A 13392-nucleotide genomic window follows, 5' to 3' on the forward strand; every position below is an offset into this window, starting at 1 on the left:
GTTCTTCTCTCTTGCTGATTCAGGCTTCGATGTACGGGCGGGATCAGATGTCGTCGACGGAGGACGACTCGAACCGCGAGGAGATGTTGATGCCCAGCTCTTCAGCGGCACGGAAGACCTCGTCGTCCGTGTCGCGGAGGCTGACCGCCTGGCCGTCGGCCGAGAGGACCTCGACGTTCAGGCAGAGCGACTGCATCTCCTTCATGAGGACCTTGAAGGACTCGGGGATGCCGGGTTCCTGGATGTTCTCGCCCTTGACGATCGCCTCGTAGACCTTCACGCGGCCGAGGATGTCGTCGGACTTGATCGTCAGGAGCTCCTGGAGGGCGTAGGCGGCACCGTACGCTTCGAGCGCCCACACCTCCATCTCACCGAATCGCTGTCCACCGAACTGCGCCTTACCACCCAGCGGCTGCTGCGTGATCATCGAGTACGGACCGGTCGAACGCGCGTGGATCTTGTCGTCGACCAGGTGGTGCAGCTTGAGGATGTACATGTAGCCGACCGAGACGGGCTCCGGGAAGGGCTCGCCGGAGCGACCGTCGAAGAGCTGCGCCTTGCCGGACGAGCCGATCAGGCGCTCGCCGTCGCGGTTCGGGAGGGTCGAGTCGAGGAGGCCCTCGATCTCGCGCTCGTACGCACCGTCGAACACCGGGGTGGCGACCTTGGTGCCGGGCTCCGCGTGGCGTGCGGCCTCCGGCAGGGCCTCGGCCCACTCCTGGATGCCCTCGACGTTCCAGCCCTGCTTGGCGAGCCACCCGAGGTGGATCTCGAGCACCTGACCGAAGTTCATGCGGCCGGGGACGCCGAGCGGGTTGAGGACGATGTCGACGGGGGTGCCGTCGGCGAGGAACGGCATGTCCTCGACCGGGAGGATGGTCGAGATGACGCCCTTGTTGCCGTGACGACCGGCGAGCTTGTCACCCGCGGTGATCTTGCGCTTCTGGGCGATGTAGACGACCACGCGCTGGTTGACGCCCGAGCCGAGCTCGTCGTCGCCGTCCTGCGCGTCGAACACCTTGACGCCGATGATCGTGCCCTCTTCACCGTGGGGCACCTTGAGCGAGGTGTCGCGGACCTCCCGCGACTTCTCGTTGAAGATGGCACGGAGCAGGCGCTCCTCGGCGCTCAGCTCGGTCTCGCCCTTCGGCGTGACCTTGCCGACCAGGATGTCGCCGGGGCGGACCTCGGCACCGATGCGGATGATGCCGCGCTCGTCGAGGTCGGCCAGCAGGTCCGGGCTGACGTTGGGGAGGTCACGGGTGATCTCCTCCTTGCCGAGCTTGGTGTCGCGGGCGTCGACCTCGTACTCCTCGATGTGGATCGAGGAGAGCGTGTCGTCCTTGATGAGGTTCTGCGACAGGATCATCGCGTCCTCGTAGTTGTAGCCCTCCCACGGCATGAACGCGACGAGGAGGTTCTTGCCGAGCGCGAGCTCGCCGTTCTCCGTCGCGGGGCCGTCGGCGATGACCTCGCCCTGCTCCACGCGCTCGCCTGCGGAGACGATGACGCGGTGGTTGTAGCTCGTGCCCTGGTTGGAGCGGTCGAACTTGCGCAGGTAGTAGGTCTGCGTGCCGCCCTCGTCGAGCTGCAGGGTGACGGCATCGGCCGAGACCTCGGAGACGACACCGGCCTTGTCGGCGGTGACGACGTCGCCGGCGTCGATGGCCGTGTAGCCCTCCATGCCGGTGCCGACGAGCGGCGACTCGGAACGGAGCAGCGGGACGGCCTGACGCTGCATGTTCGCACCCATGAGGGCGCGGTTCGCGTCGTCGTGCTCGAGGAACGGGATGAGCGACGTCGCGACCGACACCATCTGGCGCGGCGAGACGTCCATGTAGTCGACCTCGTCCTTGGCGACGAGTTCGACCTCGCCACCCTTCTTGCGGACGAGCACCTTGTCGTCGGCGAAGTGGAAGTCGTTCGTCAGCGGGGCGTTGGCCTGCGCGACGACGAAGTCGTCCTCTTCCGAAGCGGTGAGGTAGTCGATGGTCTTCGTGACCTCGCCGTTGACGACGCGACGGTACGGGGTCTCGATGAAGCCGAAGGAGTTGATCCGACCGAACGACGCGAGCGAACCGATCAGGCCGATGTTCGGGCCTTCCGGGGTCTCGATCGGGCACATGCGGCCGTAGTGCGACGGGTGGACGTCACGGACCTCGACGCCGGCACGCTCACGGGACAGACCACCCGGGCCGAGGGCCGACAGGCGACGCTTGTGCGTCAGGCCCGCGAGCGGGTTGTTCTGGTCCATGAACTGCGACAGCTGGGACGTCCCGAAGAACTCCTTGATCGCGGCGACGACGGGGCGCACGTTGATCAGGGTCTGCGGCGTGATGGCCTCGATGTCCTGCGTGGTCATGCGCTCGCGGACGACGCGCTCCATGCGGGACAGACCCGTGCGGACCTGGTTCTGGATGAGCTCGCCGACGGCGCGGATGCGACGGTTGCCGAAGTGGTCGATGTCGTCCACGTCGAGGCGCAGCTGCACCGGCTCGCCGTCACGGACGCCGTCGATGGTGGTGCGCTCCGCGTGCAGCGACACCAGGTACTTGATCGTCGCGACGATGTCCTTGACGGTGAGCACCGAGTCGGACAGCGGGGCGTCCATGCCGAGCTTGCGGTTGACCTTGTAGCGGCCGACCTTCGCCAGGTCGTAGCGCTTCGGGTTGAAGTAGAAGTTGTCGAGGAGCGCACGCGCGGCCTCGGCAGCGACCTGCTCGCCCGGACGGAGCTTGCGGTAGATGTCCTTGAGCGCCTCTTCCTTCGTCAGGACGGCGTCCTTCTCGAGGGTCGACTCGATCGAGGCGAAGCCCTGGAACTCGTCCATGATCTCCTCGCTCGTCAGGCCGAGGGCCTTGAGGAAGACGGTCACGGACTGCTTGCGCTTGCGGTCGATGCGCACGCCCACCTGGTCGCGCTTGTCGATCTCGAACTCGAGCCAGGCGCCGCGCGACGGGATCACGCGTGCCGAGTAGATGTCCTTGTCGGAGGTCTTCTCCTGCTGGCGCTCGAAGTACACACCGGGCGAACGGACGAGCTGCGACACGACGACGCGCTCGGTGCCGTTGATGATGAACGTGCCCCGCTCGGTCATGAGCGGGAAGTCGCCCATGAAGACCGTCTGGGTCTTGATCTCACCCGTCATGTGGTTCATGAACTCGGCGTTGACGTACAGCGGGGCGGCGTAGGTCTTGCCGCGCTCCTTGCAGTCGTCGATCGAGTACTTCGGGTCCTCGAGCTCCGGCGCGGTGAACGAGAGCTGCATGGTCTCGCCGAGGTCCTCGATCGGGGAGATCTCCTCGAAGATCTCCTCGAGCCCCGAGTGCAGCGCGAGGTCGGTGCGACCCTGCTCCTGCCCTTCGGCGAGGCGGGCCTTCCAGACGTCGTTGCCGACGAGCCAGTCGAAGCTCTCCGTCTGGAGTGCGAGCAGATCCGGAACCGTGAGGGTGTCCGTGATCTTGGCGAACGAGAGTCGCGAGTGGTTGCGACCGTTCTTGGGGTTGGTGGATGCGTTGGGCGCAGCAGCCAAGGGTGTGACCTCCGGTAGGCCCCGTCGGGCCGACACTGACGAGCAGTGTGTAGGTGAGTGGATTGATCGCTCGGCGAACCCCGAGAGTTCGTGCCCTGCGACCACGCTGACACGTGCGCGACGCGGGACGTCGGTGTACGTGTGGGATGATCTCCGTGAGCGGGACCCGCCGCCATATACGGGTCCGGCTGCACCAGGGCGAGTTGAAGAACTCTGCGTCGACCGCAATATGACGACACGGATGCCAGGGAGCGCGAACTGTCATCATAGTTCGGCCCGAGGCGCGCTGTCCAGTCCCGGCTTGACCGGATTCGGCACTGGCGTGTATAAGCCCGTCTCCGTGGTCGGCATTCCCGCCCCGCGCACCCCGGCAGGCCCGGGACTCTGGCGATCCGAAGGCGACCGCCCGCTCAGCCGATGCGTTCCCGCTCGACGTGCGCCGCGCCTCCCGGCCGGCCGTGTGCGCCCGCCAGCGCACGGAACGCGTCCTCCGGACGACGGGTGCGCACGAAGGTGACGCGACCACGGTCGTCCGTCAGCTCGAGGCCGAGCCCCGGGGTCAGGATGAGGGCGCGCACGCCGTGCCGGATGCGCAGTCCGACCCCGCCGTACGTCGCGGCGTCCGCCTCGACGAGGCGCACCCCGGCGATCCGTCGGCGGGCGATGCGCCGGGGCGGCAGCGGCCGGAAGTGCAGGACGACGTGCCGGTCGGTGATGCTGACGCCCGAGCGCGCGAGCACGAGCAGCAGCCCGGCCACGACGGCGAGCAGCCCCGGGACGAGCAGCGCGATCTCCGGGGCGTCGCCGGGCCAGCCGAGCACGGCGGCCGTCAGACCGAGTCCGCCGACGAGCAGCAGCGCGCCGACGGCGCGCATCCACGCGGGCGCCGCCTCGTGGTCGGTGTGGGACGGCCTGGAGGCGCGGGTCGCCCGGGCAGGGCGGCGCACGGTGGGGCGCGTGGTCGGGTGGGTACGGCGTGCGGTGGGCACGCTCAACGTGTCGGCGGTCATGACGGAGGCTCCTGCGGCAGCGGGGCAGTGGCACTCGGCGCTGGGTGCGGTGCGGTCGTCGGCCACCACGGACGGGTGGCCGGAGGGGCGGCGCGCAGCAGCACGCCGGCGGCGCGCACGCTCGAGCGGTGGGGGTCGCTCACGGGCACGTCGCGGTCCCGCTGTCCCGGCGGACGCGTGCCGCGGGGCACGGCGCGCATCGACGCCGGACGGCGGGACGACTGCGTCGAGGGTACGGAACGAGTCTCCACGTCCGCTGGAGGTCCATGTGTTCGCATGCACCGCGGTGCGGGCGGCGCGCGCGGTGGTGTTCGATTGACCCATGGCAGATGCGTTCGACGGCTTCCGGATCGGTGCGGGGCACGCGGTGGTCGAGGCGGACCGGCACCGTCCGGGGTCGTTCACCCTGGTGGTCGACGGCACGCCGCAGTCGCACGTCGACCTCGAGGACCCGACGCACCTGGCGTTCGAGTACATCCGGCGGATCGGGCACGCGATCGACCTGCTGCCCGAGGGCCCGGTCACCGCGCTCCACCTGGGGGCCGGCGCCCTGACGCTGCCCCGGTACGTCGCCGTGACCCGGCCGGGCTCGCGCCAGCAGGTGGTCGAGCTCGAGCGGGACCTGGTCGAACACGTCCGCGAGGTCCTGCCGTTCCCCCGCGGCGCATCGATCCGCGTGCGGTACGGCGACGCGCGCGAGGTCCTCGGCAAGCTGCCCGGCGGACTCCGCGGCACGGTGGACCTGGCGGTCGTCGACGTCTTCGGCGGCTCGAAGATCCCCGCCCACGTGACGAGCGTCGAGTTCTACCGCGAGGTCGCCGCGTTCCTGTCGCCGACCGGGATCCTCGCCGTGAACGTGGCCGACGGCGCCGGGCTGGCGTTCGCCCGGGGCCAGGCGTCGACGCTGCAGTCGGTGCTGCCCTCGGTCGCGGCCGTCGCCGACACCGGGATGCTCAAGGGCCGTCGGTTCGGGAACATCGTGCTGCTCGGGTCGCCGACGGACCTGCCGATCGCGGAGATGCCACGGCGCTACTCGTCGGACCCGATGCCGGCGAAGGTCGTGCACGGCGCCGAGCTGCGGTCGTTCATCGCCGGGGCACCGATCGTCACCGACCAGACCGCGGTGGCGTCCCCCGAGCCGAACCGGAGCGTGTTCGGCGGCTGACCGGGTGAACCGCCAGCCTGAACACGCTCCGGAGCCGGCTGCCAGGATGGGCTGAACGACCGCGCAGGTGCGCGACCGAGCGATGGGAACCCTGATGACGAACGACGACCGGAACGACCAGGACCGGACGGGCGACGGCCAGGCGCCGCGATGGGGCGAGGCCCCGCAGCAGCGGCCCGACGCCGACGCCCCGCGGTACGGCGAGCGGGTGGACCCGACGCCGACCTCGACGCCGCAGTACGGCGAGCAGTACGGCCAGGGTCAGCAGCAGTACGGGCAGCAGCAGCAGCCGTACGGCCAACAGCACGGCGACCACCAGGGGCAGTACGGCCAGCAGCAGCAGTACGGCCAGCCGTCGAGCACGCCGAGCTGGAACGACCAGCAGCGCCACGACCACGACCGGCACGACGGCCACGACCAGCAGCCGTACGCCGCCGCGGGCTCCGCGCACGCCGGTGCTCCGGCGTGGCAGCAGCACGACGAGCCGAAGCCCAAGAAGAAGAAGACCGTCGGCGTCATCGCCTTCATGCTCGGCCTGCTCGCGCTCGTCCTCGGCGTCGTCGGTGGGTACATCCTGGGCTCCGCGATCAGCAGCAGCGGGGTCGTCGACCAGCTCACGCAGAACGGATCGACGACCCTCACCCCCGATCAGATGCAGAACGAGGTCATGAGCGACCCGGAGGTCCGTTCGCAGCTCCTCGGTGGATTCGCCGTGATCGGCATCGCCGCAGTGCTCGGCCTCTGGGCACTCGTGCAGGGCATCATCGCCGCGGTGACCAAGCGCGGTCGCGGGTGGGGCATCTTCGCGATCGTCCTGGCCGTCGTCGCGACCATCGCGACCTTCGTCACCTACGTCGGCGTCGCCGCTGCCGCCGCCATGGGCGCCAACTCCTGACCGATCCCCCCGGACGGCCCGTCGTGCTCCGGCACGGCGGGCCGTCCGTCGTTCCGGGGCAACCCTGAGCGCGTCGCACCGACCGCTCCCGGGAGACCGCGGCTACCCTCGAACCGATGTCCCTCCCGCCCGACGACCGCCAGCAGCCCGACCCGTCCGACCGATCCCGCGAACCGCGCCACGCGGCTCCCGTGACGGCCGGGGTCAGCCCGGGCAGCACCTTCGCGCCCATCAGCCTGCGACCCGCGGTCGACGTCGACGCCGTGCACCAGCGGCTCCGCGACCTCGGTCAGAGCCGCAGCACCGACGCCCTCGCCGAGCGCGCCGAGCTCCTCCGCCTGCTCGGTCGACTGGACGAGTCGCTCGTCGTCGCCGAGGAGGTCTTCCGCCTCGCGATGTTCACCGGAGAGCGCCAGGACAAGGTCGCCGCCCGCATCCGCCGCGCGCACGTCCTGCACGACCTCGGTCGGCACGACCGCGCCGCCGCCGAGGCCGCGATGGCCCGGGACACCGCCGCGACCGAGGAGTGGCCCGAGCTCGAGGGCGCCGCCGCCGAGATCGAGGGCTGGTCGCTGTTCGAGAACGACCGCTTCGAGGAGGCCCGCGCCGCACTGTCGCGGGCGTACCAGGCGTTCCGGCAGGCCGGTGCACCGTCGGAGCGGACCGATGCGCTCCGCACCGCCGTCGAGGCCGCGATGCGTGCCGCCATCACGAGCCCGGCCGACACCGCCGACAAGCCGCGGACCGCCCGCGAGGTCGCCGCACGGCGCGCCGACGACGAGGAACCGACGACCCGTGTCGCCGAACCGGTCAAGCAGGTGCCGCCGGTCCGCCGCCGCGTGCTGGGCGCCCCGGACGCCGCGCGCACCGAGGCCGACGACATCTGGGGCCGGATCGCGGCCCGGGCAGCGAAGAAGGGGCAGGCCGACCCCCGCGCCGAGCAGTGACGGCGCTCGAGACCGTTCGCCTGCGCGCCGAGGAGCTCATCGCCGAGCACCTGGGCAGCGGCACGTGGTCGTTCGGCTTCGACCACGCCAAGACCCGCGCGGGGCAGTGCGACTTCGCCCGGCGACGCATCACCGTGAGTCGCCACCTGGCCACGCGGTTCTCGGACGCCGACGTCGAGCAGGTCCTGCTGCACGAGGTCGCGCACGCCCTGGCCGGGGCTCGCGCGGGGCACGGCCCGGCCTGGAAGCGGACCGCGTCGGCGATCGGCTACACGGGGTCGCGACTGCACGACGGCCCGATCGCCAGCGAGCTCGCGCCCTGGATCGGCACCTGCCCGGCGGGCCACGAGCACTTCCGGTACCGCACCCCGACGCGGCAGCTCGCCTGCGCCCGGTGCTCCCGCCGCTTCGATGCGCGCAACGTGATCGCCTGGCGCCGACGCACGGCCGCCGACGACGTGGCCACCCTGTCGTCGACTACCGCATGAGGAGCTCGCCGCTCGGAGGCGCGCCGGTGAGCCGTTAGCCTGGGCGGATGCACACGGGGCAGCACATCCGCACGGACGCCGGTTCCACCTGGTTCTTCGACGCCGGACGGATCGCGCTCGACTTCGCGCACACGGGTGGCTTCGCGGACGACGCCGCCGGACGACGTCCCCGGTCGCAGCTCGGCGAGCTGCTCGCGAGCCCGGCCGACCTGGACGAGTGGCTGAGCGAGCACACCGAGCCGATCGACGTCGGCGCCAGCGCCCGGGAGCTGCAGGACGCCCGTGCCCTGCGCGCGGCGATCGCCCGGCTCGCCGTCGCGGCGGCGCCCGCGCCGGCGAGCTCGGCGGCGGACCGCACGGCGGTCGCGGCGGGCCTGCGTGCCGGAGCCGGCCGGACGCGCCCCGCGCCCGACGACATCGACACCGTCAACCTGTTCGCCGCCCTGCCGGACGTGCCCCCGAGCCTCCCGGGTGGCCGCCGCCGCGCCGGGGCGAACCGCGTCCGCCTGGCCCAGGCGCTGTCGAGCGTCGCGCGCGACGCGGTCGCGCTCTTCACCGAGGTCGGCTTCGACGACGTCGAGGCCGACGGGCGCCCCACCCGGCTGAGCCGCTGCTCGGCCGACGACTGCGGGCTCGTGTTCTACGACTCCTCACGGGGCGGCACACGCCGCTGGTGCTCCATGCAGCGGTGCGGGAACCGCGCCAAGGTGCGCGCGCACCGCGCCCGTCGCTCCGCGGCGTGAGCAGGAGCTGACGCCTGCCCGGCGGGGTTCCGCGACCTCCGCGACACCCCACTCATCACCGCCGAGCGGTCGCCGACCGTCGCCCGACGGCGTCGCGACCGTCAGGTCGTGACCACCCGACGCCGAGCACGCGACGAGTCGCGACCGCCCCACCGCACGGGAGGCGCGTGGCGGCGCCGCCCCGGGCCTCCCGTCCGCGCTCCGCGAGCGGTCACGACAACCCGCTCACCTTCGCCGAGCGGTCGCGGACCGTCGGCCGGCGGCTCCGCAGCCGACCGATCGCGACCACTCGACGCACGCACCTGCGCATGTCGGCCAGGCGGTGCAACACCCACGAAGAAAAAGATTCGGTGTGCCGAATCCTCTGGCAGGATCGGTGCATGACCGACACTGCCAGCACCCGGCTCGACGAGCACCCACCCGGTGCCCCGCGTCGTCGCGCAGCCGGCTTGACGCTGCTCGGACCGGCCTTCGTGGCGGCCATCGCCTACGTCGACCCGGGCAACGTCGCCGCCAACCTGACCGCGGGCGCCGAGCACGGGTACCTGCTGCTCTGGGTGCTCGTCGCCGCGAACGCCAGTGCCGTCGTCGTGCAGTACCTGTCCGCCAAGCTCGGCGTCGTGACGGGGCGGTCACTGCCGGAGCACCTGGGCCTGCGGATGCGCCGCACCCCGCGCCTGCTGTTCTGGGGGCAGGCGGAGATCGTGGCCGCGGCGACCGACATCGCCGAGGTGATCGGCGGCGCACTGGCCCTGCACCTGCTCTTCGGCCTGCCCCTGGTGGCCGGCGGGGTCATCACCGGGGTGGTGTCGATGCTCCTGCTCACCCTGCACAGTCGCCGGGGCACGCGCCTGTTCGAGACCGTCGTCACGGCGATGCTCGCGATCCTGACCGTGGGCTTCTGCGCCGGGCTGCTCTTCGCCCGGGTGTCACCGGCCGACCTGGTCGCCGGGCTCGTGCCGCGGTTCGAGGGCGCCGGGTCGGTGCTGCTCGCCGCCTCGATGCTCGGCGCGACCGTGATGCCGCACGCGGTCTACCTGCACTCGGCGCTGGCCCGCGACCGGCACGGTGACGTGCCCGCCGGACCGGAGCGTCGTCGCGTGCTGGTCGCGACGCGGTGGGACGTCGCCCTCGCCCTGGTCGTCGCCGGCGGCGTGAACATCGCGATGCTCGTGTTGGCGGCGGCGACCCTGCCGGGCGTCGAGGGCACGGACTCGATCCCGGGTGCGCAGCGCGCGATCGCCGAGAACGTCGGCCCCGTCGTCGGGGTGCTCTTCGCGGTGGGGCTGCTGGCGTCCGGCCTGGCCTCGACCTCGGTCGGCTGCATGGCCGGCGCCGAGATCATGAAGGGGTTGCTGCACGTGCGGATCCCGCTGGTGGCCCGTCGGGCGATCACCCTGGTGCCCGCGATCGTGCTGCTCGCGCTGAACGCCGACGCGACGATGCTGCTCGTGGTGAGCCAGGTGGTGCTGAGCTTCGGGATCGCCTTCGCCATCGTGCCGCTGGTGGTCTACACCTCGCGCCGGAGCGTCATGGGGGAGGACGTGAACGCCGCGACCACCCGCGTGGTGGCGTGGGTGATCGCGGCGGTCATCGTGACGCTCAACGTCGCACTGGTCGTGCTCACCCTGACCGGGTGAGTCCGGGCCGGGTGAGCCCGGATCGGATGAGCCCGGATCGTCAGTCGACGACCTTGACGTCCTTCCAGAACGCGACGTAGCCCGAGTAGTCCTTGCCGACGCGGTCGAACGACGACGGGATCGGCGTCGGGTACGACCACGCGCGGTCCGGCAGCGCCTGCCCGTCCACGTTCACCGTGAAGTACTGGGTGTCGCCCTTCCACGGGCAGTGGTACTGGGTGGGGCTCTCGGTGAAGAGCTCGGTCTTCACGCTCGACGGCGGGAAGTACCAGTTGCCCTCGATCTTGATGAGGTCCTCTTCCGGGGCCTCTGCGATCACCGTGTCGCCGACGACTGCCTTCATGGCGTTGCTCCTTCGCTCGCTGGTTGCGTGACGACCGGAACGCTACGCGCGCTCCCCCGATTCCCGCAGGACGGGCAGGTCGGGCCCTGCGGCGAGCGCCGCGTGCACGTCGTCGCGGGACAGGGCGGCCGCGCCCTCGCATGCGCTGACCAGGTGCTTCACCGCGCGGCGCAGGCCCGTGTACGCCGCACAGGCCGCAGCGGCCTCAGGCGAGGTGTGGTCGATCCCGGCCTCGGTCAACGCGTCGACGACGGCTCCGGCCGCGAGCAGGTCCTCGACGGCGAAGTCGGGTGCGTCCGGGACGTCGACCGACTCGCCCGCCGCCTCGGCAGCGTCGTCGTGGACCGCGCCGTGGTGCAGCCCGGCAGCGACGATCGCGACGACGCACCGGTCGCCGCGCGCGGCCTGGAGGCCCGTCACCCGTTCCGCGACCGCCGCCGCGTTGCCGAGGTGGCCGAGCACGACCTCCGGACCCGCCGGCAGCTGCGCGGTCACCGTCCGCAGCGCGCGCCGCTGCGCGGTGGCGTCGGCGGTGGCCGGGAGGACGTCGACCCAGACGAGCAGGTGGGCGCCGTGCGCGATGCGGCTCGCACCCCCGATCCCCCACGCGAACCGGACCTGGTACTGCTCCTGGGTGCGTTCTGCCACGTCCGTCACGATAGCCGCCCGGTGATGCTGTCCCTCTCCACAGGGTCGGCGTCCGACCGGGCTCCACCAGGGCCGGCGACCCTAGGATGCATGTCCATGGAGATCGCCCCCGTACCCACCCTGACCGGCGACCGTGTGACCCTCGAGCCCCTCGAGCAGGAGCACGCGGACGACCTGCGGGCGGTGGTCGCGGACGGCGATCTCTGGCGCACCTGGTACACCTCGGTGCCCGCCCCGGCGCAGGTCGAGGCCGAGATCGACCGCCGACTCGCCGAGCACGAGGCCGGCCGGATGGTGCCGTTCGCGGTCCGGGACCGGCCGACCGGCCGTGTCGTGGGGGCGACGACGTTCATGAACCTCGACCCGGGCAACCGGCACGTCGAGATCGGGCACACGTTCCTGGCTCGGTCGGCGCAGCGCTCGGGCATCAACACCGAGGCGAAGCTCCTCATGCTCTCGCACGCGTTCGAGGCGTGGCAGTGCATCGCGGTCGAGTTCCGCACGCACTGGCACAACCAGCAGTCGCGGGCCGCGATCGCGGGGCTCGGCGCGAAGCAGGACGGCGTGCTCCGGAACCACGCGATCGGGCGCGACGGCACGCTCCGCGACACCGTGGTGTTCTCGATCATCGCGTCCGAGTGGCCGACCGCGCGGCTCTCGCTGGCCGAGCGGCTGCGGCGGCACGACCGCGCCGAGGGCTCGCGCCGTCGGTCCGCCCGGCACGCCTGACCCGTCGGCTCGCCGCGCACCGGGCCACGTGCAGCGCCCGGGCGTAGCGTCGGGGACATGCACGTCGGCCTCCGGATCGTCCTCGATGCGCCGGTCGACGCCGTGCGCGATGCCCTGCTGTCCCCGTCCGTCATGGTCGCGGTGACGAAGCCGTTCCTGGCGTACCGCTCGCGCGACCCCCGGGGGTTCCCCGACCGGTGGCAACCGGGCCACCCGCACCCGATCACCGCGAAGGCGCTCGGGGTGCTGCCGAGCGGGGACACGCACGTCGACCTCGACCTGTACGAGGTCGAGGGGGTCCCGGTGCAGCGCGACAACGGCGGTGGCACCGCGGGGCTGTTCGGCCGCATGACGATGTCGCACCGGATGGCGGTCGTCCCGGCGCCGGGTGGCCGCACGCTGCTGCTCGACCGCCTGACCTACCGGATGCGTCCCGCCGTGCTCGGCCTCGCGCTCTGGCCCGGCATGTGGGTCATCTGGCAGTGGCGGGCGTTCCGGATGCGTGCTCTCGCGCCCACCTGGCGGACCGACGGCGCGTGACCGACGCGGGTCGGGCCTCCCGTCCGCCGCGCAGCGGGCGTAGCCTCGACGACGTGAGCCAGACGCGCCCCCAGGAGCCGACGACCGACGACCGCGTGCGCGGCACACTCGCGACCGTGGATTGGCGTCGGATGACGTTCGATCTGTACCGGCGCGTGCGCGCCACCCCCGATCCCGAGACGGCGCACGCGCTGTGGCGGGAGACCCGCGACGCGATGTTCGCGGAGCACCCGGCGTCGCCGCTGCTCGACGAGGACGCCCGTGACTTCGAGTCCCTGCCCGTCCCGGACTACGACCCGGCCTGGCGGTTCCAGCTGCCCGTCGAACCGACCGAGCCCGCTGAGTTCGACTTCGAGACCGGCACCGACGGGATCGTCCACTTCGACCGGCTCGGCGTCGTCACGGTGCCCGGCGTCGGGACCCTGGACGTCTGGTCGCACGGCGGGTACGCGGGCGGCGTGTTCGTCCCGGTGAAGGACGCCAGCGCCGGCAAGGCCCGGGGCACCTACGGCGGCGGACGCTACCTGCTCGACACGATCAAGGGCGCGGACCTGGGCGGCGACGACGGCGGATCGCTCGTGCTCGACTTCAACTTCGCGTACAACCCGTCGTGCGCGTACGACCCCGCGTGGGCGTGCCCGCTCGCGCCTCCGGGCAACACCGTGCCGGTTCCGATCCCGGTCGGCGAGCAGTACGACTTCTAGGGTGGACC

General features: G+C 71.8%; 12 protein-coding genes and 1 pseudogene. 9 read left to right on the forward strand and 4 right to left on the reverse strand.

The window, feature by feature from the left end:
- Positions 1-43: 43 nt before the first annotated feature.
- On the reverse strand, positions 44-3532 hold the full coding sequence (rpoB, locus tag LEL83_RS06775) for a DNA-directed RNA polymerase subunit beta (protein ID WP_198657013.1): 3489 nt from the start codon (positions 3530-3532) through the stop codon (positions 44-46).
- A 410-nt stretch (positions 3533-3942) separates the two neighbouring features.
- Positions 3943-4542: a hypothetical protein gene (locus LEL83_RS06780; protein ID WP_225558231.1), complete on the reverse strand. Its 600-nt coding sequence runs from the start codon at positions 4540-4542 to the stop codon at positions 3943-3945.
- Between the two features lie 322 nt (positions 4543-4864).
- On the opposite strand from LEL83_RS06780, the gene LEL83_RS06785 reads away from it, so the two are divergent.
- The 6 genes from LEL83_RS06785 to LEL83_RS06810 all read left to right on the forward strand — a co-directional run bounded on the left by LEL83_RS06785 (position 4865) and on the right by LEL83_RS06810 (position 10420).
- Entirely contained in the window at positions 4865-5707 is an 843-nt protein-coding gene (locus tag LEL83_RS06785; RefSeq protein ID WP_225558232.1) for a spermidine synthase, read from the forward strand.
- A 94-nt stretch (positions 5708-5801) separates the two neighbouring features.
- Positions 5802-6602, forward strand: a complete 801-nt coding sequence (locus LEL83_RS06790; RefSeq protein WP_225558233.1) for a hypothetical protein — start codon at positions 5802-5804, stop codon at positions 6600-6602.
- Between the two features lie 116 nt (positions 6603-6718).
- The gene (locus LEL83_RS06795; protein WP_225558234.1) at positions 6719-7549 is read left to right on the forward strand and encodes a hypothetical protein; all 831 of its coding nucleotides are present in this window, start codon (positions 6719-6721) and stop codon (positions 7547-7549) included.
- Positions 7546-8037, forward strand: a complete 492-nt coding sequence (locus LEL83_RS06800) for a SprT-like domain-containing protein (protein WP_198657018.1) — start codon at positions 7546-7548, stop codon at positions 8035-8037. The genes LEL83_RS06795 and LEL83_RS06800 overlap by 4 nt, the downstream gene beginning before the upstream one ends.
- A gap of 47 nt (positions 8038-8084) precedes the next feature.
- Complete coding sequence (locus LEL83_RS06805) at positions 8085-8780, forward strand: CGNR zinc finger domain-containing protein (protein WP_225558235.1); 696 nt, start codon at positions 8085-8087, stop codon at positions 8778-8780.
- A gap of 380 nt (positions 8781-9160) precedes the next feature.
- Positions 9161-10420 (forward strand): Nramp family divalent metal transporter, encoded by a 1260-nt coding sequence (locus LEL83_RS06810; protein ID WP_225558236.1) that lies wholly within the window; start codon positions 9161-9163, stop codon positions 10418-10420.
- Between the two features lie 40 nt (positions 10421-10460).
- Here the strand turns inward: LEL83_RS06810 and LEL83_RS06815 are convergent.
- Positions 10461-10769 (reverse strand): annotated as a pseudogene (locus LEL83_RS06815) (DUF427 domain-containing protein); the annotation flags it as partial.
- Positions 10770-10805: 36 nt separating this feature from the next.
- Positions 10806-11411 (reverse strand): hypothetical protein, encoded by a 606-nt coding sequence (locus LEL83_RS06820; protein ID WP_225558237.1) that lies wholly within the window; start codon positions 11409-11411, stop codon positions 10806-10808.
- 90 nt (positions 11412-11501) lie between these two features.
- Between LEL83_RS06820 and LEL83_RS06825 the strand changes: the two genes are divergently transcribed.
- The 3 genes from LEL83_RS06825 (at position 11502) to LEL83_RS06835 (ending at position 13384) form a co-directional block, all read left to right on the forward strand.
- Positions 11502-12140 carry a GNAT family N-acetyltransferase gene (locus LEL83_RS06825; RefSeq protein WP_225558238.1) on the forward strand — a complete coding sequence of 213 codons (639 nt, stop codon included), beginning with the start codon at positions 11502-11504 and terminating at the stop codon, positions 12138-12140.
- 57 nt (positions 12141-12197) lie between these two features.
- Positions 12198-12680, forward strand: a complete 483-nt coding sequence (locus tag LEL83_RS06830; RefSeq protein ID WP_225558239.1) for a hypothetical protein — start codon at positions 12198-12200, stop codon at positions 12678-12680.
- A gap of 131 nt (positions 12681-12811) precedes the next feature.
- Entirely contained in the window at positions 12812-13384 is a 573-nt protein-coding gene (locus LEL83_RS06835; protein WP_225558289.1) for a DUF1684 domain-containing protein, read from the forward strand.
- Positions 13385-13392 lie beyond the last annotated feature (8 nt).

This window comes from Curtobacterium oceanosedimentum (genome assembly GCF_020297365.1).
Classification (GTDB): Bacteria; Actinomycetota; Actinomycetes; order Actinomycetales; family Microbacteriaceae; genus Curtobacterium.

Excerpts from the sequence above, each read along its gene's own strand:
- LEL83_RS06780 (WP_225558231.1), bottom strand. The coding sequence starts at position 4,542 with ATGACCGCCGACACGTTGAGCGTGCCCACCGCACGCCGTACCCACCCG.
- LEL83_RS06805 (WP_225558235.1), top strand. The coding sequence starts at position 8,085 with ATGCACACGGGGCAGCACATCCGCACGGACGCCGGTTCCACCTGGTTC.
- LEL83_RS06795 (WP_225558234.1), top strand. The coding sequence starts at position 6,719 with ATGTCCCTCCCGCCCGACGACCGCCAGCAGCCCGACCCGTCCGACCGA.
- LEL83_RS06825 (WP_225558238.1), top strand. The coding sequence starts at position 11,502 with ATGTCCATGGAGATCGCCCCCGTACCCACCCTGACCGGCGACCGTGTG.
- LEL83_RS06790 (WP_225558233.1), top strand. The coding sequence starts at position 5,802 with ATGACGAACGACGACCGGAACGACCAGGACCGGACGGGCGACGGCCAG.
- LEL83_RS06785 (WP_225558232.1), top strand. The coding sequence starts at position 4,865 with ATGGCAGATGCGTTCGACGGCTTCCGGATCGGTGCGGGGCACGCGGTG.
- LEL83_RS06835 (WP_225558289.1), top strand. The coding sequence starts at position 12,812 with ATGACGTTCGATCTGTACCGGCGCGTGCGCGCCACCCCCGATCCCGAG.
- LEL83_RS06810 (WP_225558236.1), top strand. The coding sequence starts at position 9,161 with ATGACCGACACTGCCAGCACCCGGCTCGACGAGCACCCACCCGGTGCC.
- LEL83_RS06830 (WP_225558239.1), top strand. The coding sequence starts at position 12,198 with ATGCACGTCGGCCTCCGGATCGTCCTCGATGCGCCGGTCGACGCCGTG.